Source organism: Pseudomonas cichorii, assembly GCF_019719005.1.
Lineage (GTDB): Bacteria > Pseudomonadota > Gammaproteobacteria > Pseudomonadales > Pseudomonadaceae > Aquipseudomonas > Aquipseudomonas cichorii_E.
This window is the reverse complement of sequence record NZ_JAIGPJ010000007.1, coordinates 116,602-136,917: the sequence shown is the minus strand read 5'-3', so window position 1 is coordinate 136,917 and position 20,316 is coordinate 116,602. Positions and strand designations below refer to the sequence as shown.

General features: G+C 57.1%; 18 protein-coding genes. 5 read left to right on the top strand and 13 right to left on the bottom strand.

Features of this window, described 5'->3' with window-relative positions; all coding sequences use genetic code 11:
* Positions 1-3: 3 nt before the first annotated feature.
* From K5D32_RS08280 to K5D32_RS08260, 5 genes are all read right to left on the bottom strand, one after another.
* Complete coding sequence (locus K5D32_RS08280) at positions 4-903, bottom strand: polysaccharide deacetylase family protein (protein ID WP_221599795.1); 900 nt, start codon at positions 901-903, stop codon at positions 4-6.
* A gap of 194 nt (positions 904-1,097) precedes the next feature.
* A complete protein-coding gene (locus K5D32_RS08275) occupies positions 1,098-1,949 on the bottom strand; it encodes a DUF1989 domain-containing protein (RefSeq protein WP_221599793.1) in 852 nt (283 codons plus the stop codon).
* Positions 1,950-2,049: 100 nt separating this feature from the next.
* Positions 2,050-2,730, bottom strand: coding sequence for a hypothetical protein (locus K5D32_RS08270; RefSeq protein WP_221594032.1), 681 nt, complete (start codon positions 2,728-2,730; stop codon positions 2,050-2,052).
* A gap of 404 nt (positions 2,731-3,134) precedes the next feature.
* On the bottom strand, positions 3,135-4,760 hold the full coding sequence (locus tag K5D32_RS08265; protein ID WP_221599791.1) for a methyl-accepting chemotaxis protein: 1,626 nt from the start codon (positions 4,758-4,760) through the stop codon (positions 3,135-3,137).
* Positions 4,761-4,996: 236 nt separating this feature from the next.
* A complete protein-coding gene (locus K5D32_RS08260; RefSeq protein ID WP_221577570.1) occupies positions 4,997-6,076 on the bottom strand; it encodes a polyamine ABC transporter substrate-binding protein in 1,080 nt (359 codons plus the stop codon).
* A 92-nt stretch (positions 6,077-6,168) separates the two neighbouring features.
* Between K5D32_RS08260 and K5D32_RS08255 the strand changes: the two genes are divergently transcribed.
* Together K5D32_RS08255 and K5D32_RS08250 are read left to right on the top strand one after the other, a co-directional pair.
* Positions 6,169-6,393, top strand: coding sequence for a hypothetical protein (locus K5D32_RS08255; RefSeq protein WP_221577571.1), 225 nt, complete (start codon positions 6,169-6,171; stop codon positions 6,391-6,393).
* An 18-nt stretch (positions 6,394-6,411) separates the two neighbouring features.
* Entirely contained in the window at positions 6,412-6,669 is a 258-nt protein-coding gene (locus tag K5D32_RS08250; RefSeq protein ID WP_122320400.1) for a DUF1652 domain-containing protein, read from the top strand.
* 34 nt (positions 6,670-6,703) lie between these two features.
* Here the strand turns inward: K5D32_RS08250 and K5D32_RS08245 are convergent, their stop codons facing one another.
* The 7 genes from K5D32_RS08245 to K5D32_RS08215 form a co-directional block, all read right to left on the bottom strand.
* On the bottom strand, positions 6,704-9,187 hold the full coding sequence (locus tag K5D32_RS08245) for a UvrD-helicase domain-containing protein (protein WP_221599789.1): 2,484 nt from the start codon (positions 9,185-9,187) through the stop codon (positions 6,704-6,706).
* A gap of 128 nt (positions 9,188-9,315) precedes the next feature.
* Positions 9,316-10,521: an amino acid deaminase gene (locus tag K5D32_RS08240; RefSeq protein ID WP_221599787.1), complete on the bottom strand. Its 1,206-nt coding sequence runs from the start codon at positions 10,519-10,521 to the stop codon at positions 9,316-9,318.
* Between the two features lie 152 nt (positions 10,522-10,673).
* Positions 10,674-11,024 (bottom strand): 2-oxoacid ferredoxin oxidoreductase, encoded by a 351-nt coding sequence (locus tag K5D32_RS25920; RefSeq protein WP_260407307.1) that lies wholly within the window; start codon positions 11,022-11,024, stop codon positions 10,674-10,676.
* 48 nt (positions 11,025-11,072) lie between these two features.
* Positions 11,073-11,504 (bottom strand): DUF3830 family protein, encoded by a 432-nt coding sequence (locus K5D32_RS08230; protein WP_221594035.1) that lies wholly within the window; start codon positions 11,502-11,504, stop codon positions 11,073-11,075.
* Between the two features lie 42 nt (positions 11,505-11,546).
* Positions 11,547-12,170: a glutathione S-transferase family protein gene (locus tag K5D32_RS08225; protein ID WP_221599847.1), complete on the bottom strand. Its 624-nt coding sequence runs from the start codon at positions 12,168-12,170 to the stop codon at positions 11,547-11,549.
* A gap of 85 nt (positions 12,171-12,255) precedes the next feature.
* Positions 12,256-12,453 carry a hypothetical protein gene (locus tag K5D32_RS08220; RefSeq protein WP_221577575.1) on the bottom strand — a complete coding sequence of 66 codons (198 nt, stop codon included), beginning with the start codon at positions 12,451-12,453 and terminating at the stop codon, positions 12,256-12,258.
* 145 nt (positions 12,454-12,598) lie between these two features.
* Positions 12,599-12,850, bottom strand: coding sequence for a hypothetical protein (locus K5D32_RS08215; protein ID WP_221577576.1), 252 nt, complete (start codon positions 12,848-12,850; stop codon positions 12,599-12,601).
* A gap of 358 nt (positions 12,851-13,208) precedes the next feature.
* Between K5D32_RS08215 and K5D32_RS08210 the strand changes: the two genes are divergently transcribed.
* Positions 13,209-14,798 carry an ABC-F family ATPase gene (locus K5D32_RS08210; RefSeq protein WP_221599785.1) on the top strand — a complete coding sequence of 530 codons (1,590 nt, stop codon included), beginning with the start codon at positions 13,209-13,211 and terminating at the stop codon, positions 14,796-14,798.
* A gap of 89 nt (positions 14,799-14,887) precedes the next feature.
* Here K5D32_RS08210 and K5D32_RS08205 read toward each other — a convergent pair whose 3' ends face one another.
* Complete coding sequence (locus tag K5D32_RS08205; RefSeq protein ID WP_221599783.1) at positions 14,888-16,018, bottom strand: lactonase family protein; 1,131 nt, start codon at positions 16,016-16,018, stop codon at positions 14,888-14,890.
* Between the two features lie 154 nt (positions 16,019-16,172).
* Here K5D32_RS08205 and K5D32_RS08200 point away from each other — a divergent pair, with 154 nt between their 5' ends.
* Both K5D32_RS08200 and K5D32_RS08195 read left to right on the top strand, forming a co-directional pair.
* On the top strand, positions 16,173-17,378 hold the full coding sequence (locus K5D32_RS08200) for an MFS transporter (protein WP_221599781.1): 1,206 nt from the start codon (positions 16,173-16,175) through the stop codon (positions 17,376-17,378).
* A 193-nt stretch (positions 17,379-17,571) separates the two neighbouring features.
* On the top strand, positions 17,572-20,220 hold the full coding sequence (locus tag K5D32_RS08195) for an autotransporter outer membrane beta-barrel domain-containing protein (protein WP_221599779.1): 2,649 nt from the start codon (positions 17,572-17,574) through the stop codon (positions 20,218-20,220).
* The last annotated feature ends 96 nt before the right edge of the window (positions 20,221-20,316 follow it).

Below are 20,316 nucleotides of genomic sequence, written 5' to 3'. Positions count from 1 at the left end.
AGCCTAGTGCGAGTTTTGATCCCAGAGCCAGTTCCATATGCCCGGCAAACGCACAGCCTCATCACTGCTCTTGACCGTACGAGCCAGTGCTGCACGCTTGAGTTGCGCGCTGTCGTCGTAGAAAGGCTTTTCAGCCAGGGGCACGCCGGTTTCATGGGCGCTGTCGATCAGTATCTGCAGGTATTCCCGAGCATGCCGGGCCGTGTAGCGATTCAGATCATGAAACGTGACCACCACCGGTATGACGCCCTCGACGGAGGGCAGCTCGCCTGCGGCGATGCGCTCGCGCACTTCCGATAGCTGGCGGACCATATTGGAACGGCGGCGCAGGCTGAAGTTGTAACCCCATATCTTGCCGTCATTGGCACTCAGGTCGGTCAACAGCACATGCAAGCCATGCTGCCGATAGGCGGCGAAGGTGCGTTTGTCGTAGTTCCAGAATGGCGGGCGCAACAAAACCGTCGGCGTGCCAGTGATGCTGGCGATGATCGCACTGCCTTGCGTAAGGGATTGCTCAAGCTCTTCAGGGTTCAGCGAGCGGTGATTGGTGTGATGCGGCGTGCTGGTATGAAAACCCATCACATGCCCTTCCTCGTTCTGGCGCTGCATGATTGCGCGCCCTTGCTCACTGCCGCCTGCGCCGCTGGAGCCTGTCTGAACGAAGAATACGGCCTTGATATCCGGTTGCAGCGGATTACGGGCCAGGCTGTCGAGCACCGTAAGCGTCGGGTTGTAGAAGCTCGATGCGCTTGGGCCGTCGTCAAAGGTCAGCAGAAACCGCACGGGCGCTTGCTGGTGCAGGCGCTCGACAGTCTGTGGCGTCAGCGGAATGGGGTTGGCGATGCAGCCCGAAAGGCCGAGCACGACAACAAGTACCGACAAGGTACGAAAAACAGAGCACATGAGTCAGTTCGAGTCCGGATAGCCAGCGGTGATGCATCGGTCAGATGCCCGGCCATTCCTCCGTGATCGGCTCATGCGCGGGACATTCGGCCCTTCGCGCCCCTGTACTGCGCTGATATAGACACAGGGGCTCACACATTATCCGGGCTCAAACCGTAAAGCCATGGGTAAACGATGAACTTGATGGCCTGCGGCTACTTTTCCCACTCTGCCGGCGCAATCTTCAACCCATGCAAGCCGTCGTAGCTTGCACGTTGAGGTGACTTCCAGCCTTCCAGCAATGAGTCTTCCAGGCTGTAGATTTCCACACCCAACGGGCGGCAAACGGATAACGGGTCCTGAGCGTCCGGCCCCCACATCGGCAATGACAGATCACCGCCGGGGCAAGTGGACAAGGCGCACAGCAGGTCAATTTCCGCAAAGAACTCCAGATAATCGCCCTGGCGGGCCGGGCAGGCTTTCATGAAATACATGTCGTCGTGATTGAGGCCGGTGCACTGGAAGATATTGAGCACATCATGGACATCGAATTCGGTCAGGCCGTGGGGCAACACGGCACGGGTCAGGTTGGAGTGACAGTGATGGTGAAAGTCTTCGCCGGTCAGCATCTTGTTGACGTAAGGATCGCAGCGAGTGCCAAGCAGATCATGCAGACGTCCGCCATGCTCGTCGATGCCGTAGCTGGCCAGGCTGTCGTCAGTGATGGTCACCATGGGCCGCAGGAATGGCAGGTTCGACCAGAGCCTGTCGTGAGTCGTCACATGAGCGCCCTGCAACTGGCGAGTACGGGAAGCCCACATGCGCTCCCGAGGATCATCGGCACTCCAGACATTGAAGTCACCAACCTGCGGCCCCACCGGCGTGGTGACCCGAAACACCTGCCCCGCCTTGACCTTCCAGGCCCGACCGGTGCGAATCGGCACCTCGAATTTCTCGATCAGCGTGCGTTGATCGACGCTGGCGCGTATACGCTCGTAAAACGGCTTGTCCACTTGTAGCGCAGCACCTTTGCTGACCTGATAAGCGGCTGGGTAATCCTTGTACATGCGCTGTTCCTCGGCCATGGGCAATGGCCACAGATAACAGACTTCCCGGCTATATCGTCAAGCCAGCATGACGCGCACAGACATGAACGGGCGGTTTCGATCAGGTCGGACAGGAGACGATGCCATTATCGAGGCCTTGCCTATGGTTCTCGTAATCCAGCGTGGCCTTGCCATTGACCCATTTCAGGGTAATCACCAGCACCGAATCGAAGTCGTCACCCGTCCAGTCGTCCAGCAGCTTCATTTTCTGGCCCGAAGCTTCCTGGGCGACCTTGTTGATCAACTCCGGCAGATAACCGTGGGACCAGGCCGTGTAGATAGTTGCGTTGTGATACTTGTCATGCATCAGTTCATCGGCCAGGGCGCCGGTGTCATTGGCACCAAAGTCGATATTGACCGGCAGGCCCAGCTTGATTGCGCTGGGTCCGACTGTCATCAAGGGTCGCAGGTAGCTGTAGGACAGATCACCCTCACCCTCTTCCACATGACGACTCGGGTTGGCGGCAAAGATGAAGTCGGCCTTGCCATAGGTCCTTGGCAACAGCTCGGACAAATCGATGGCGCGGTTCAAGCCCTGGCAATTCAACTGCCCAAGACCCATGGAAGGTTTCTCTGCATGGCGCAGGAATACGAGGGTTTGCGTGCCGTTTTTCGGTTCGGCATGCACCCCGCGGCCGATAGAAAGCCAGAAGGCCGCGCAGAAAACCAACAAGGCAGGAAAAAGAAACCAGGCGTAACGGCGATAGACGCGGCTTATGGAGGAGAGTTTTGACATATTCATGGTATGGAGTCCGGCACGTGTTTATGTAAATTCAGCGTGTAGCTGATGCGAATATGCCAGCCATGAGCGGGTTCGCAGCCCCCGGGAAATCCTTTGTGGATCAGTCGAATACGTACCCTTGATCACGCTTAAAGACTAATACCGTTATGTTTCGATATGAAGAATTCGGATGGTAGGAGTCCAAAAAAGCCTTCTTGTTGCATTCGGCAGGCAAAAACAGACAAAACGCGAGAGAAAAGATCGCCAAAAAAAGGCTCTCTGATGAGCTTTAAAAGCTCATTAAGGGGAGTACCACAAGGATTTTTTGCGAGAAACAAGCAAGTATTGGCAAAAAAATTGCGAATGAGATTTTGTTTCAAGAGTTGGCGTTAGTGGGAAGCGGCTTGCCGCCTCCCACTCCAGTTTCAGATCACGAATCGACCCACCATCGTATTGAGACCCACCGCCAGTCGTGAAAGCTCGTGGCTGGCAGCGCTGGTCTGATTGGCACCAGCGGCGGACTGGTTGGCCAGGTCACGGATATTCACCAGATTGCGGTCAACTTCCCGGGAAACCTGAGCCTGTTCCTCCGAAGCACTGGCAATCACCAGATTGCGCTCGTTGATCTGCGAGATGGCATCGGTGATCCGCTCCAGAGCATCGCCTGCGGCCTGAGCCAGGTCCAGCGTGACTCGGGTACGGCCGGTATTGAGGGTCATGGACTCCACCGCCTGCCCAGTGCCGCTCTGGATGCCTGCAACCATCTGCTCGATTTCCCGGGTCGACTGGGCGGTACGATGCGCCAGCGCCCGCACTTCGTCTGCCACGACCGCAAACCCTCTGCCCGCCTCGCCTGCACGTGCGGCTTCGATGGCAGCGTTGAGTGCCAGCAGGTTGGTCTGCTCGGCGATGCCACGAATCACATCCAGTACTTTGCCGATCTCGCGTCCCTGAGTGGCCAGCCCTTCGACCAGACTGGAAGCGCTCTGTACGTCCTGGGTCATGACCTGGATCGCCTTCACCGTTTCCACCACCTTGTCCCGCCCCTGACGCGCTGTTTCGTTGGATTGCTGCGAGGCTTGAGAAGTGGATACCGCGTTGCGTGCTACTTCTTCCACGGCAGCGGTCATCTGGTTGACGGCGGTGGCCGCCTGTTCAAGCTCATCATTCTGCTGTTGCAGCCCGCGGGAGGACTCTTCAGTCACCGCGCTCAGCTCTTCAGCCGCCGAAGCCAGCTGAGTTGCAGAACCTGAAATCTGTTCGATGGTCTTGCGCAGGTTCTGCTGCATCACTACCAGAGCTTCCAGCAGACGTGCAGGTTCGTCATTGCCGTCTACTTCGATATGCCGGGTCAGGTTACCGTCGGAGATTTCCTGTGCAGCACGTACTGCTCTGGACAATGGCATGACAATACTGCGCGTCAACAACCAGGCCAGAAGAACCGTCAAGACCGCCGCCAGCACCGAAACAAGAATGACTGCGGTATTGGCATTATCAAAGTGTATGCTTGAAAGTTCGGAAGCATCCAGAGCCGATTTTTTATTGATTGTGATCAATTGATCAAGTTGCGAAGCGATCGAATCCGTACTGGTTTTCATCTTCGTGTTGACCAGTGTCTTCAACGCTTCAAGATCATTACTGCGCGACAGCGTTATCGCCGTTTGTTGTATATCCAGGTATTCGGCCAACGACACTTGAAACTTTCTGTAGATGTCTTTTTCCTCACCGTCCGCTGGCAAGGCTGCATAACTGGATTCGGCTTTCTTGAGTTTTTGAGTCAACAGCTGGGCACGGCTTTCGGTTTCCTGTATCTGCTCGGGCTCCCGGTTGATCAGGTACCTGAACGACATGATGCGTAACAGCAGCAGGTTCTCGTCTACTTCGCCCAGATAGCCGATGCTGGGCAGCATGTTGGTTTCCAGGTCCGTGGTTGCCTGGCGAATGATCGACATGCGGTTGAGTGCGAAAATGCCCAGCCCTATTACCAGAACGGCAATAAAGGCAAAGCCCAGAAAAGCACGAGGCGCAATATTGATGCTTCGTAGTGACATGGAATCATTCTCTTGGGAGATACAACCCGATGCGATCCGTGCATAACGAAACGAGAGAGTCAGAACCCTCGCCAATTAGAGGGGCGACAGCATAAAAGCCATCCCCCATAAACCGGTTATCGGTCGCACTTGAGAATAAATGGAGTCAAAAACAGGAAATCTTTTCTGACGTCAAAGTGACGACTTTTTGTTGCACTTCACTGATATTTCCAGACTGGAAAGTTGCCCCATCCTATTCAATTTCCTGATTTGGTACTGGCCCAGATACGTGTGCGCAACGCTTCGGTTTTCATCTCGACCGGCTCAAGCACGAACATCCTGCTGAGCATCTCGGCATTGGGATAAACGCTGGTGTCAGCCCAAAGAGCCGGGTCGATCAATGCATCGGCTTTTTCATTGCCATTGGCATATTTGACCTCGTTGGTGATGTGGGCCATCACTTCCGGACGCAACAGGTAATTCATGAAGGCATAGCCAGCCTTTTCATTGGGAGCATCGATGGGCATGGCAACCATGTCGAACCACATCGGCGCGCCCTCTCTGGGGACGGTGTAACCGATTTTTATGCCGTTATCGGCTTTATCTGCGCGGTCCTGGGCCTGAGCCATATCACCGGAAAAACCCAATGCCATGCAGATCTTGCCGCTGCCCAGATCCTCGATGTACTTGACCGAGTCGAAGTACAGAACATAGGGACGAATGGCAGCCAGTGCAGCCCCGGCCTTTGCATAGTCTTCAGGTTGCTCGCTGTGGGGAGGCAGTTCCAGATAATTCAAGACGATCGGAAACAGTTGCGCAGCGTTATCCAGGATGGCAACACCACACTGGGCAAGCTTTTGCATATTCTCCGGCTTCAGGATGAGGTCCCAGGAGTCCAGCGGCGTGTCGTCACCCAGTACGGCCTTGACCTTGTCCACGTTGTAACCGATGCCGGTGCTGCCCCACAGATAGGGAAACCCATGCCGATTACCAGGGTCGTTGACCTCCAGCGCCTTGAGCAGGACCGGGTTCAGATTCTTCCAGTTGGGTAGCTGATGCTTGTCGAGCACCTTCAAGGCGCCCTTGTCGATCTGCCGCGCCATGAAATGCACCGACGGGACCACGATGTCATAACCCGAGTGACGGGCCATGAGCCTGGCATTGAGGGCTTCATTGGTTTCGTAGGTCTGGTAATCGGGCTTGATACCGGTTGCCGCCTGAAAATTCTTCAGGGTGTCGGACGCGATGTAGTCGGTCCAGTTGTAGATATTGACCCTGTCTGCTGCATGACTGGTGGAAACCAGCAACATCAGAGCAGCAACGGATTTACTCAGCATTCTTCAACTCCATGGGTCAATGAAACCAGCTTGCCCTATCCATCGGGCACACCTCAATACTTGAAGCAAACAGCTCGCAGGATCAAACGTTTTTGACGTACATCAAATTATTTGAAAAATTCGACTGGCGCCTGAAAATATTTTCCAGCTGTGTGCAGGCAGGTGCTATTTTTAGGTCTCGTCAGACCGTTCAGATCATCCCGCTGGAAAGCAGTACGATCATTCAGGATTGTTCACTGTTTGGTCACTTCGGCTTTTATCGGTCGCATCTCGACTGGTCTCCCTACCCATTGGGGCCGAAGGAATTGCTCGATTGAATCAGGTGGGCCGCTTCCATGACCAAAGTCACGTTCCCCAATGCATGCCAACTGATGCGCTGGCACTTTCATCCGGTTGGCTTTGAAGCCACCATGGATGCCCCCAGCAGCATGATTGCCCGCCTGTTCGATCGGGCCAGCGGTGAAACGGTAGTGGCGATTGCCGGCCTGCCCTGCGCAACCGTCATGAACGCCAGCGACGTAGAGCGGATCATCGAGGCTATCGAAGCCGAGATGGAACTGTTCGGCAGCAATCAACTGGCTGGCTTCCTGTAAAACAGACGGGAGCCTTAAGCTCCCACCCACTCATTCATCGATTCTTGCGCAGGTCATCGAAAAAAGGCTTGTCCCGGGCAACCCTGTCCGATGCCTTGGGCACCTTGATATGGTCGTTCCCCGCAGAGCTTTCATCGATGTACCAGTAGCAATGGCGTACCGCACGAGTGATGGCCACATAGGCCAGGCGCAGGACTTCGTCCTGCTGGGCATTGTCGAACGACTGCGAATCTGCGGCATCACCAAGACCGGCCAGGCGATACACCTGATTCTTGTAAGGCGACAGCGTCGAGTGCTGACAATCCCCTAGCAGGAATACTGCATCGGCCTGCAATCCCTTTGAGCTGTGATAGGTCAGCATCCTGATTCGCCGCGCCTGCTGCCCCATGGCCGCATCAGCCTGGATCAGGGATTTCAGTTGCTCGGAAATCATGGCCTTTTCACTGTTCTTTCGATACAGCAGCAGGATCGAGTCACCGGCGTTGTAGTGCTCGGCCACACGCTCGGCCAGTTCATTGTCATCGCGGTTCAGCACCGTTACCGGCACCCGTTCCTGGACAGCGCCGCTGGCCTTGGCCTTCTTGCCCGCAATGGCAGGCGCAGCCCGCACGATATGCTCGGCGGCATCGATAATGTGCTGATGGCTGCGAAAGTTATCGCTGAGCATGACCTTGGTGGTCGCGGGCGATGAGAACTCCTTGGGAAACTCCATGAAGTAGTGTGGCGAGCTGCCTCGCCAGCCATAGATGGACTGCCAGTCATCACCCACACACAGCAACGATGAATGCCTGGCCACGCGACCGGTGTGCATGGCCGGGCCACGACGTCGGATTTCCTGCAGGCTGGCCCTTATCCAGGGCACGATCTGCGGTGAGACATCCTGGAACTCATCGATCATCAGGTGCGCCAGAGGCCTGAGCACTTCATTGCTGACCTGACGCAGGTTTTCCGGTGATGTTTCGCCAAACAGGGCGAACATCCGGTTGTAGGTCATGATCGGCGGCTTCTGATCCAGCAGATGGTTCTCAAGGGCCTTCCAGAACAGGCTCAAACCCTCGAAGAAAAACCGGTCAGGGTCATTGCTGGCAAAACTCATTTCAGCCACGGCAGAGGGCACATCGAGGCCAAGGTTCTCGATAAAGCTGGCGGCCATGACAAAGCAATCCAGCAGCGGTGCAGCGCCCAGCTCACCCTTGACCCGGTAATCGAACCCCGGCCCCGCTACGGCCGATCCGGCCAGGGATTGCAGCACCTTGCCAGCCGCTTCGTAGTTCTCGAACCAGATCAACGGCTTGCGGCAGAAAGCTTGAAACAGTGTGCGCTTGATGACCCATTCGGCCCAGACCGGAAGCTTGGCGCCGGGGCGTTTCATCTGTTGGTCTTCGCTGGAATCAAGCCCCAGCACGACCCAGGCATCCAGCTCGGCGATGTAGCCATGAACGTGAAAGGCAAAACCATTGATTTCAAGGGTCTGGCGCATGGGCTCAATGCCTTTTATGGGCCAGGCCTTTGCCCGAATCCACAGGTCCTCGATGATGTCGCACAGCTCTTCATCGCGCTTGGACGATAGCTCAGTCACGGTGATGCGCTTTTGCACATCCGGGTGATCGCGATCCAGTTCCTTGAGTTGCAGCGCATGGCGGTACAGCGGCGCAATCACCTCGCGAAAGCGTTCGCTGCTGGCATACAGGTCGCGATAGCACAGGTTCAATTGCTGACGCTGGGCGTCGTTGATGCGCAGATCAAACGGGTTACTGTCGGCCTCGTCCCCAGCGGCCGACGTATTGCCCAGATTCTCGAAAGCGCGCAGTTGCTCGAAGCCCGGCAGGCTGCGAACCAGAGGCAGGATTCGCGAGTGGAAGGTGCGAACCAGATCCCGGGCCTGCTTGTGGCTCAGGGTATGACCCCACAAGGCCATTATCTCGATCAGCTTGCCGATGAAATCCTTGCGCGACTCGCGGGTGAACGTCACCACGGTCATGGCTTCCAGCTCGAACCCCAGGTAGTGGTGAAGCAACAACACCCGCAGCACCAGCGATGTGGACTTGCCGGCTCCTGCGCCGGCAATTACGTAAGTGGATGGCGTATCGCTGAAAATCATTTTCCATTGCGCGGGGCTGGGCTGGGCATGGGGCGGCAGCTTTTGCGCGACATCGGCCTTGATGCGCTTTTTCAGCTCGGGCGTCAGCGCCAGACGCCAGTCATCGAACAGATGATCATCGACTTTCGGCCCACGATGCTCGACTGGACGGGTATCGCGAATCAGCAAGACATTACGGCCTTGCTCCAGCCCATCCAGACGGCCTTCGGCGTAACCCTCGTTCACGCCCTCGATGTGCCCGCTCAGATACCCGTCGGCATGCCCCTGAAACCACGAAGGCCTGTGCTGAGCGCCAAGCCCCGTCAAACCACGACCGATCAAGCGTGACAGCAGGCGTTTGAACAGCGGCAGGCGCTCGGGCGGATTGAGTTCGACATCCAGGTCGGGAGGAAGAGCGGAAGGCAGATCGTCAGGCACGCAGGCTCCGGATAGAGAATCGTCGGACGCCTATGGTCGCCGGATTCGCCTGCAAGCTCCAGCGAAATGCTTTCCTTTCATAACCTTAGGCGATCAACTGCATGTTTGATGGTAAATGTGCCATTACCTTAAAAGTATGTATTGAAGCTTTCGATCACCTTCAGTTCCTCATCGACCAGACACCCGGAGCGCCACTTGTCGAAGGTCAGGCATGGATGGGAGGAACCAAAGGAGATGATATCGCCGACCTTCAATTCGCAACCGGGCGCAATCGTCATGAAGACATGCTGATCCATCAAGGCCGTGACCTTGCAAGCACTGACGTCATCGCCTCTGGATGACAGCGAACCGGCCTTGTAAAGCCGCAACGGATTGGGCAGACCAGCGTCGTAGGCAATATCGCGCTTGCCCAGAGCGACCACGGCAAAACCCGGTTCAGGCAAGGACTGCACATGCGCCCAGACCTCCATGGCCGGACGCAGTCCTTCGCCCAGATCGGCGCGACGATCAAGCACGCAGCATTGCGCAGCTTTATAGATGCCATGGTCATGAACCACATAACTGCCAGGGCGCAGCACACTGAGGAAACGCTGACGCACAGCCTGGGCATCAAAAGCTTCGGCGATCAGGTCATACCAGGCTGAGCCCGAAGCGGTCACGATGGGACGATCCAGGGCAAAGGCCTGCTTGTCCTGCAACTCGACAGCCAGCCGCACCAGTGACGCGGCAAAGGCCTTGATGCTTTCAATCGCCTGATCGCCATGGATCACGCCTTCGTAGCCTTCGATACCGGTGAGGGCCAGGGCGGGTTGAGCATTGATCGCCTCTGCCAGCGCCAGCACCTCCAGTTCGGTACGACAGCCGCAACGGCCACCGGGCACGCCATATTCGATCATGACATTCAGCCGCAGCCCGCGTGCTGAAAAGAACTCGCCCAAGGCCGCCACGTTATCCGGGTGATCGACCATGCAATGAAACTCGAACAGCGGATCAGCAAGCATCTCGGCAATGATTGCCATGTTGGGAGTGCCGACCAACTGATTGGCCATCAGCACCCGACGCACGCCATGGGCAAAAGCAGTGCGGGTTTGCACCGCAGTGGCCAGGGTAATGCCCCATGCACCCTCTTCCAACTGACGACGAAACAAGGCAGGCACCATGCTGGTCTTGCCATGGGGTGCCAACTGCGCACCGCTCTGAGTGACAAAGGCCTGCATCCAGCGAATATTGTGCTCCAGCGCCTGATTGTGGATCACCAGAGCCGGCAGGCTTACATCGCACAACAAGCTATGGCCTGGCTCGGCAGTTCCTTTATCGGGGACAGGGATAGGCATGGGGGCTCCGGGGGCTGAAAGTTACAAGCTGCAAGTTTCAAGCTTCAAGCAAGTTTCAAGCCGCTCACAACTGAAAGCTTCAAGCCGTAAGCCGTAAGCCTCAAGCTTGTAGCTTGTAGCTTGTAGCTTGTAGCTTTCAGCCTGCTTCCCTCTTACAAACAGGTCGCGATCGCCGCTGCCCTCAACGCGGAGTGGCTATCGCCTTGCGGCGCATAGAACTCGATTTCGGTGGCTGGGCCTGTACTGCGCACGTCGGCGAAGTATCTGGCTTCAGTGGTGAAGACTGTAAAGCCGCCACCGGATAGCTTGTGAAGGAACACATCCGAAGTGGTGCCGAACATGGCTTCGTTCTGCCAGGACACCTGAATGCATTGAGCGACAGCAGCATCCTGCTTGTTGCTGGACAGGACCTTGGTCGGCCCGGCCGAACGGGCCGAGTCAGAGGGAGCCGCGCACCCGGCCAGCAACAGGGCTGCCGCGATGATAGAAACCGGAAATTTCATGACATGCCTTCGTCGAAAAAAGCCGATTCTAGCACCGCATGCTGCCAGTCAACCTTCGGCCAACTCGAAAACCACATCCTGAGCCCCTTCCCACAAGGTCTTGACGCCCAGTTTGCGCAGGTTTTCCTTGCCTTCAACGATGGTCAGGAAGTGATTACCCGCCAGTTGCCCCATCTTGCTGGCAAAACAGCAGGAGCCGTAAGCCAGGATGATCTCGGTTTCACTGTAACCACCCGGATAAAACAGGATGTCACCCACCGAAGGATGACTGGTCGCGTTCTCGAAGCCGATGGGTTTGTCGTCAAGCATGAGCTGGTAATCGTCCAGCGGCACCCAGCACCCCTCTCCGCTCCAGCGCACATGAATGAACTTCTGCCGATAAGGCAACAACTTCAAAAAGGCCGCAACGGTGTGCGGCGCATCGGGATTGGCCTCGGCCAGGAACTCATATCCGCCAGCGGTTATTTTTAGGGTGGTCATGACTGCGACTCCTGTTTACGAAGGGATTCGGTGAATATCCGGTCAAGGAGTTCCGTTTCTGCCATACAACAAATAACCGGGACGCTCGCTCAGACGCTCATAGTAAGCAGCGACTGCGGGAAAATCGGGATGCTCCAGCGGCGTTTCAAACCATCGATTGACCGAGAGGCCAATCGGTATATCGGCAAGGGTAAACGACTCGCCGGCCACATAAGCGCCAGTCAGCTCAAGCTGTCGATCCAGTATCTGCATATGCCTGGACCAACTGTTGCAGGATGCCTTCAACGCATCTCGATCCTGAAATTCGGCCGAACGCCTGACCAGCGACATAAACGCATAGGTCCAGGACTTGTTGAGGTCCGTTGCCTGCCAGTCTATCCACTGATCTATGCGGGCTCTGGCTCTGGGCTGTGACGGGTAGAACCCCTCATCCGGGTGAGCGGCTGCCAGATAGCGAATGATGGTATTGGATTCCCACAAGACAAAGTCGTCTTCCAGAATCACGGGCACCATGGCATTGGGATTCAAGGCCATGAACTCGGGCGTATCCGTTGCCCGAAAACCGCTTCCCCAGTCTTCCCGCTCAAAAGGCCGGTCTGTTTCGGCGCATGCCCAGAGTACTTTTCTTACGTTGATTGACGATGCCTTGCCGAGTATTCGCAGCATTTCGAGCTCTTGATTCATAACCGAAGGCTGCGAACATATCAGCTGACGCTTCGTCACGACACCCGCGCCTGGAGCCCCGGGCGAATCAGTGCTGAAAAAGATGCTCCTTGGCAGCCTTGATACGCTTTGCTCGCTCCTTGAGAAGGTTATCCGCCAGATCGGCCGCGGCCTCAACCGCAGGTTCAGCGGACTCTCCCCTGGCAATGAATGCACTGAGCGCGGCAGAGGCGTACAGATCCCATGCCTGGATGTCATCGTTAAAGAGCGGTGGCTTGCTCGACATTGGACTACTCCTGAATGCAAGGGTCTGGACAGGGTATCCGGCCCTTGTGGCAAAAGCGTAGGCACCAAGACGGAATTCGCCATTGACAGAGATCAGGGCGGCTTCAGCTCCCGATAATCGGTACGCGCTCTTTAAAGGTACAACCTCAATGGGCCGATGCGGCTTGCGCTGCTTCAGTGAAAAGCGGATCCGTATGCAAGAGATGGTTTCGCCCTCCACCATACCCGCTCACCACACGTGAGATCATCACAGCCTGCCTCAGACCATTTCTATGCACATGAATTTCGCTATAGCCAGGGTTGTTGTTCAATACAAAACACACAATATCGCGATACTGAGAGTTGTTTAGAATCAATGTATTTAGATGCCCACCAATATTGGGCACACCCAATTGCATGCGTACTCCTCTGAAACGTCTAGGCATAGCGATTTCCCGTCGAACTGGAATTCCGTTTGTTCAGATTCTGGTGATTGCGCACGACAGCTTACTGTGACTGACAGCGACCGGGAAGCCGGTTAGCAAGAGAAAGCCACGCATTCATGACCCGTCACCGTACAACTACCGCCCCACCTATGCGACAATGCGCGCCAAAGTCTGGCATGAACCCCGCATTCATATTCCGGCAACCCGTCTCTGAGAGGCTGGTTGCTATCGACGTATGCCTCGCTGGAACCACTCAAGCTCCGACTGGAGCGAGCCGCCCTTCGGGTACGGCTCACATCGGCATTTCCCAAGTTATTGATAGGTAAGGCAATTGATCTCCACCGCGAATATAACCATGCAGTTCGGTCCCAAACCCTTGTTCGAGAATGTCTCGGTCAAGTTTGGTGCCGGTAACCGTTACGGCCTGATCGGCGCCAACGGCTGCGGCAAATCCACGTTCATGAAGATTCTGGGCGGTGACCTGGAGCCTTCGGGTGGCCAGGTCATGCTGGAACCGAACGTGCGCCTGGGTAAATTGCGCCAGGATCAGTTCGCCTACGAAGAATTCACCGTTCTGGACACCGTGATCATGGGTCACGAAGAGCTGTGGAAGGTCAAGGCTGAGCGCGACCGTATCTACTCGCTGCCGGAAATGACCGAAGACGACGGCATGGCCGTTGCCGAGCTGGAAACCGAGTTCGCGGAAATGGATGGCTACACCGCCGAGTCCCGCGCTGGCGAGCTGCTGCTGGGCCTGGGTATCGGCATCGAGCAGCACAATGGCCCGATGAGCGAAGTTTCGCCGGGCTGGAAACTGCGCGTCCTGCTGGCTCAGGCGTTGTTTTCCGATCCTGAAGTGCTGTTGCTCGACGAACCGACCAACCACCTGGACATCAACACCATTCGCTGGCTGGAAAACGTTCTGACCCAGCGTAACAGCCTGATGATCATCATCTCTCACGACCGTCACTTCCTGAACAGCGTGTGCACCCACATGGCTGACCTGGATTACGGCGAGCTTCGTCTGTTCCCGGGCAACTACGACGAGTACATGACCGTGGCGACCCAGTCCCGCGAGCAGTTGCTGGCCGACAATGCCAAGAAAAAAGCACAGATTTCCGAGCTGCAATCCTTCGTCAGCCGCTTCTCGGCCAACGCCTCGAAAGCCAAGCAGGCAACCTCCCGTGCCAAGCAGATCGACAAGATCCAGCTGGCCGAGGTCAAGCCCTCCAGCCGTGTCAGCCCGTTCATTCGTTTTGAACAGACCAAGAAGCTGCACCGTCAAGCAGTGGTCGTGGAGCACATGGCCAAAGGGTTCGATGGCAACACGCTGTTCAAGGATTTCAGCTTCACGGTTGAAGCCGGCGAGCGCGTAGCGATCATCGGCCCGAACGGTATCGGCAAGACCACCTTGCTGCGTACTCTGGTCAACGACCTGACGCCGGATGCCGGTTCGATCAAGTGGACCGAATCCGCGGAAATCGGCTATTACGCCCAGGACCATGCCCACGACTTCGAAGACGACTGCTCACTGTTCGACTGGATGGGTCAGTGGACCCAGGGCGGCGAGCAACTGGTACGCGGCACGCTGGGCCGCATGCTGTTCTCCAACGACGAGATCCTCAAGTCGGTCAAGGTCATTTCCGGTGGTGAGCAAGGCCGCATGCTGTTCGGCAAGCTGATCCTTCAGAAGCCGAACGTGCTGGTGATGGACGAACCGACCAACCACCTGGACATGGAGTCCATCGAGGCCCTGAACCTGGCGCTGGAAAACTATCCGGGCACGCTGATTTTCGTCAGCCATGACCGGGAGTTCGTATCCTCGCTGGCCACCCGCATCATCGAACTCAGCCCGAGCGGCGTGATCGACTTCAGCGGCACCTACGATGACTACCTGCGTAGTCAGGGTGTGGTGATCTAAGCTCGCCTGTCGCGAATGAATTCGCTCCTACGGTGTATTTCCCGTAGGAGCGAATCGGGCGGCGCTCCGCTTATTCGCGAAAGCGTCAATCAAGCCCCCGGCTGTTCCAACACCTCGATCCAAAGCGCACCTTTACCCGACGGCGCTTCGCCCACACGCTTCAATACGCCCTCTGCGCCAATCGAATAACTGCCCACTACCTCGCTCTTCTCTCCCGTCACCAGCAACCAGTGCCCATCAGGGGATACTGCGATATTGCGTGGCTGCTTCTCCTGAACCGCGTAGTTCTCAAGATAGGTCAGCTTGCCGCTGGAAGGCTCGACCTTGAAAGCCGATACGCTGCTGGACGTACGCTCGCTGATAAACAGCAGCTTGCCATCCGGCGCCATGCGGATATCGGCCGCCCAGATGCGCGGAGTCGGGTCGTCCTTGAGGTCGTTGTTGCGGGCGTCGCGTACCTCGCCATGGGCAAGTTTCAGGCGCTCCGGTATACCGGCAGCCTGAGTCACCTGGGTCAGCGCACCGGTTTTGTCATTGATCGCAAAGCCGGTCACGGTGCCGCTCATTTCTCCCACTACATACAGGAACTTGCCGTCCGGCGAGAAAGCCAGATGGCGTGGACCGGTCTTGTCTGCGACGGTGACGTAGCCCGTCCCTATCGGCGCAAGTGTGCCGTCCTTTTCCAGGCGGTATTGCAGGACATGATCGACACCCAGGTTACCGGCATATACAAATCGGTTGCTCGGGTCTGTGCGAACCGAATGCGCATGCAGGCCGGTCTTGTAGGTCTGAATCTTGTCGCTCGGGCGCTGCTGCTCATCGATGGGCTGAACGCTCAGCAGGTCGCCGCCATAGGACGCGCCAAGCAGGAATCGGCCGCTGCGATCAGTGGACAGATAGGCCAGGCTTTCGGCCAGCGGCCCTTGGGAGATTTGTTTCAGATGCCCCGTTCCGGGCTCGATGCCGAAACCGACTACCTGATAAGGCTTGGCCCGCAAGGCAGCAAACAGCGTCTTGCCATCAGGAGAGAGTGCCATGGGATTGACCTGATCGCCCGCCTTGGTCTGCTCGATCAGGCTCAGCGCTCCGCTTTTCGCGTCAAGCCGGTACTGGGAAATGAGCCCGTCCGCAGGACTGGAGATGTAGGCGAAAGTCGCTGCGTGAGCAGACAGACCGAACGAGCAGGAAACCGCAGCCGCCAACAGGAGATTTCTTTTCATGCCGCACCTTTTGTTATTGTGTTTGTGGTCAGTCATCCTATGACTAGTCACGAATAACAGCAATACGCCCCACGTGATTGTTAGCAAGCTTTCATTTATGCCGTTACCGAGCCATGATGAATGCATTCCAACCGCCTGCCAGCGAACGAGTCCGATGCCTGCCGCCACAAGCCAAAAACCTTCAGCGCAGCCCAGTTCCATGACGATCACGCTGCAAATTGTCTCCATCGTCTCCTATACCTTCATCGCGTTCCTGTGCATCGGCCTGCCGATTGCCGTGCTGCCCGGTTATGTGCATGACCAGCTCGGCTTCAGCGCTGTTGTCGCTGGCCTGACCATTGGTTCGCAATACCTGGCCACCCTGCTCAGCCGCCCTTTTGCCGGGCGGATTACAGACAATATGGGCAGCAAGCGCGCCATCGTCCTTGGCCTTTGCGGGATAGCCATCAGTGGTGTCCTGACGCTGGTCGCCACGCTGCTGGAAAGCATCCCGCTGGCCAGCCTGTGGATTCTGATCGTGGCGCGTCTGTTTCTCGGCGTTTCTCAGGGCATGATCGGGGTTGGCACCATCAGTTGGTGCATTGGCAAGGTCGGCGCGGAACATACGGCACGTTCGATCTCCTGGAATGGCATCGCGTCCTATGGCGCCATTGCCATCGGCGCGCCAGTCGGTGTCGTAGTGATCGATCACACAGGATTCAACAGCCTGGGCATTGCCTTGATCACCATGGCTGCCCTGGCATTGGTGATGATCCGCAAGAAGCCATCGGTGCCAGTGATTGCCGGCGAGCGCCTGCCCTACTGGTCGGTGTTCGGGCGTATCGCGCCCTATGGCCTTGGGCTGACACTCTCTTCCATCGGCTACGGCACCCTGACGACATTTATCACCCTGTTCTATATCAGTCGTGGCTGGGAAGGTGCTGCCTGGTGCCTGAGCATGTTCGGGGTGTGCTTCATCCTTGCGCGGCTGCTCTTTATCGGTGCCATCAATCGCCTGGGTGGCTTCACTGCGGCGATGCTGTGCATGGCTGTGGAAACCGTCGGGCTGGTCATGCTGTGGCTTTCGCCCAATACCGGTTTTGCTCTGGCGGGCGCGGGCCTGACCGGCCTGGGACTGTCGCTGGTGTATCCGGCATTGGGTGTGGAGGCCATCAAGCAAGTCCCCACCACGAGTCGTGGCGCAGGCTTGAGCGCCTATGCGGTGTTCTTCGACCTGGCACTGGCGATTGCCGGTCCGGTGATGGGCTTCATTGCTCTGGGTCAGGGCTATGGCTGGATTTTCTTTTATGCCTCTTTGCTGTCGATCATCGCCCTGGCGCTGACGTTCTGGTTATCACGCCGCCCTCAAAAAGGCCTCTGAGCCTGCTGGCAGACAAAGCCCGACACCGCCTGTCGGTCAACTAATTGACGACCCACTCAATCGGATCTTGACTTGACTCTGTTAGCCATTGATCGGGCTGATAAAACCCTTCATGGACGTCCCTTGCGTGGTGGACAGGCCAGTAACGGAACCATGAACAGCCTCCCTGACCACGCGTTCAGAGAGAGCTGTCATGAGAATCGACCACCGGTTACTTCTGCGCTACACCGCACGAATCCTTCCCCTGGCTGTACTGAGCTTCATCTCACCCCACGCTCATGGTGCCTGCGATCTGGCCACAACCATCGGCAACGCTATACAGGTCTGTGACAGCGGCAGCAGCGGCCCTTTGAACAAACCCGTCGGTAACAACACGCTGATCTTTCCGGCCGGAGGTACGGGATCGATTATCGGCAGCGTCACCTATGGATCAGGAAGCGACAGTATTGAGATGAATTCCGGCAACATCACCGGCAGTTTCAATCAGGGCGCTGGAGCGGATCAATTTCGCATCACCGCTGGAAACATCACGGGCGATGTCAATCAGGGGACTGATCGCGATAATTTTTTCATGAGCGGCGGCACCCTGCGCTCGCTGACTCAAGGCGATGGCCTCGACACTTTTCTGATGACCGAAGGCACCATCAGCAACGCCTTCGAGGATGGCGATCAGGCCCGAATGACGGGTGGGACCATAGGCCGCGTGGACATGAAGCTGGATGACAATACCTTTGATATGTCGGGCGGGACCATCGTCAATAATCTGGTCACAGGCTTTGGTCGCGACACCATCATTCTGTCGGGCGGCAGTATTGGCGGGGTCGTCAGCGTCAGCGGTGGCAACGACCGGGTGACCGTCAGTGGCGGCGAGATTCGCGGCGGGGTTCGCGCCAGCTTTGGCAATGACACCTTCACTTGGCTCAATGGCGGCTACATACGCGGCAGTGTATTGATGGAAGGCGATAATGACACCGCGACACTGCGCAATCTGAATGAGAGCTTCCTGGGCCCCAACCCTCTGCTCAATGGCGGCGCGGGTACGGACCTGCTGACTTTCGATGCAACAACCTCAGCAAATCCCGCACGCTATACCAATTGGGAAACGGTCAATGTGAGCAATGGTTCACGGCTGGATCTGGCGGGCATTTTCACACTAGGAGACAGCGTCAGCGAAACCGGAGTCATGAATGTCGACGCCAGCAGCACCCTGACGTCGGCATCGGGCAGCATTTCGCCCTTTACCAGCAGCGGTCTGACCACACTCAATAATGCTGGCACTCTGGACATGAGCAACGGTAGCAGCAGCGCCACTGACACCCTGACGGTCAATGGCAATTACGTTGGCAGCAACGGGCAACTGCTGCTGCAATCGGTGCTGGGCGACGACAGTTCACCCAGCGACAAGCTGGTGGTTTCCCGAGGTTCGATCAGCGGCACAACCCGGATCGCAGTCAATAATCTGGGTGGCACTGGTGCGCTGACGCTTCAGAACGGGATCGAGGTAGTAGAGGCCGCCAATGGCGCGACCAGCGATAACTCGGCCTTTTCACTGCAAAACTCATTGTCTGTCGGTGCCTATCAGTACTACCTGTTCAAGGGCGGTGCTACTGCCGGTTCAGAGAACAGCTGGTTTCTGCGCTCATCAGTGATTTCCGTACCTCTGTCGGCCATATCCGTGCCAGAAGAGCCTGTCGCTGAACCGCCTCCGATACCAGTGCCACCTCAACCACCTACTCAGATACCGCCCACACCTCCTGTAGCTCCGTCCCCCACTCCGACACCACCAACATCTCCAACGCCCACCGTGCAACCGGCAATGACCCAACCCGTCCCGGCTCCGGGCACCCCGCCGCTTCCCGAGCCGGTACGTGGCGCTGCGCCCATTCCCTTGTATCGCCTGGAAGTGCCGAATTACGCCGTTGTACCGCCAGCCGTGGCAAAGCTGGCGCTGTCATCCCTGGGCACCTTCCATGAGCGTCAAGGCGACCAGAACCTGTTGACCGAAACCGGTGCCTTTCCTGCCGGCTGGGCGCGTATATTCGGCAACGACTTCAGGCAGGACTGGTCGGGCACGGTAGCTCCGAACCTGGATGCGTCGCTCAAGGGCTATCAGATCGGCCATGACCTGCTTGCCCTGCAAACCGGCAGCGGGCGCACCCAGCGGGCGGGTCTGTTCGTGGCCCACACTCGACTGGACGGCCACGTCAAAGGCTTTGCCGAAGGCTTCAAGGATCGCCGTACCGGCAAACTGAAAGTCCAGGGCGATAGCCTGAGCCTTTACTGGACCTTGATAGACCCGCAAGGCTGGTATGTGGATGCCGTGGCAATGGGTACGCGAGTGGATGGCTCTACCCGCTCGCAACGTGGAATTCCCATGGACATTGAAGGCGATGCCCTGAGTTTTTCCATCGAGGCAGGTTATCCGATTGAGCTGAACCCGGACTGGGTCATCGAGCCTCAGGCACAAGTGATCCACCAGCGTATCGATCTTGATAGCCAGAACGATGGAATTTCACACGTCGCGTTCGACTCACAGCCCTACACCACCGCACGTCTCGGCGGGCGACTTGAAGGTCGCTATCAAGTGCGGGGTATCCCGGTCGAACCGTTTGTGCAGGGCAACCTGTGGCACAACTTCGACGGCTCGGACACGCTGACCTTCGATCACAGCGACCGGATCAAGACTGAGCACAAAGCCACCACGGCGGATATGGGAGTGGGTCTGACAGCCAGATTGTCACGTGAGATCAGTCTTTACCTGAGCGCCGATTACAGCAGCAATCTGGATGACAATGACCTGGATGGTCTGCGGGGAAATCTGGGGCTCAGAGTGAGCTGGTAGGTTGCTGTCGCGGGGAAGGGCCCCTGGGGGGGGGCTTGGGCCCCGCGCGTCACCGCTCCCCCGCCCTTGGCTTGGGGACCACAACCGCCCGCCGCG

What these genes read in the sequence shown, in the direction of transcription:
- K5D32_RS08200 (WP_221599781.1), top strand. Translation starts at nt 16,173, where the DNA reads ATGCCTGCCGCCACAAGCCAAAAACCTTCAGCGCAGCCCAGTTCCATG.
- K5D32_RS08230 (WP_221594035.1), bottom strand. Translation starts at nt 11,504, where the DNA reads ATGACCACCCTAAAAATAACCGCTGGCGGATATGAGTTCCTGGCCGAG.
- K5D32_RS08215 (WP_221577576.1), bottom strand. Translation starts at nt 12,850, where the DNA reads ATGCAATTGGGTGTGCCCAATATTGGTGGGCATCTAAATACATTGATT.
- K5D32_RS08250 (WP_122320400.1), top strand. Translation starts at nt 6,412, where the DNA reads ATGACCAAAGTCACGTTCCCCAATGCATGCCAACTGATGCGCTGGCAC.
- K5D32_RS08220 (WP_221577575.1), bottom strand. Translation starts at nt 12,453, where the DNA reads ATGTCGAGCAAGCCACCGCTCTTTAACGATGACATCCAGGCATGGGAT.
- K5D32_RS08260 (WP_221577570.1), bottom strand. Translation starts at nt 6,076, where the DNA reads ATGCTGAGTAAATCCGTTGCTGCTCTGATGTTGCTGGTTTCCACCAGT.
- K5D32_RS25920 (WP_260407307.1), bottom strand. Translation starts at nt 11,024, where the DNA reads ATGAAATTTCCGGTTTCTATCATCGCGGCAGCCCTGTTGCTGGCCGGG.
- K5D32_RS08240 (WP_221599787.1), bottom strand. Translation starts at nt 10,521, where the DNA reads ATGCCTATCCCTGTCCCCGATAAAGGAACTGCCGAGCCAGGCCATAGC.
- K5D32_RS08205 (WP_221599783.1), bottom strand. Translation starts at nt 16,018, where the DNA reads ATGAAAAGAAATCTCCTGTTGGCGGCTGCGGTTTCCTGCTCGTTCGGT.
- K5D32_RS08280 (WP_221599795.1), bottom strand. Translation starts at nt 903, where the DNA reads ATGTGCTCTGTTTTTCGTACCTTGTCGGTACTTGTTGTCGTGCTCGGC.
- K5D32_RS08265 (WP_221599791.1), bottom strand. Translation starts at nt 4,760, where the DNA reads ATGTCACTACGAAGCATCAATATTGCGCCTCGTGCTTTTCTGGGCTTT.
- K5D32_RS08270 (WP_221594032.1), bottom strand. Translation starts at nt 2,730, where the DNA reads ATGAATATGTCAAAACTCTCCTCCATAAGCCGCGTCTATCGCCGTTAC.
- K5D32_RS08225 (WP_221599847.1), bottom strand. Translation starts at nt 12,170, where the DNA reads ATGCTGCGAATACTCGGCAAGGCATCGTCAATCAACGTAAGAAAAGTA.
- K5D32_RS08275 (WP_221599793.1), bottom strand. Translation starts at nt 1,949, where the DNA reads ATGTACAAGGATTACCCAGCCGCTTATCAGGTCAGCAAAGGTGCTGCG.
- K5D32_RS08195 (WP_221599779.1), top strand. Translation starts at nt 17,572, where the DNA reads ATGAGAATCGACCACCGGTTACTTCTGCGCTACACCGCACGAATCCTT.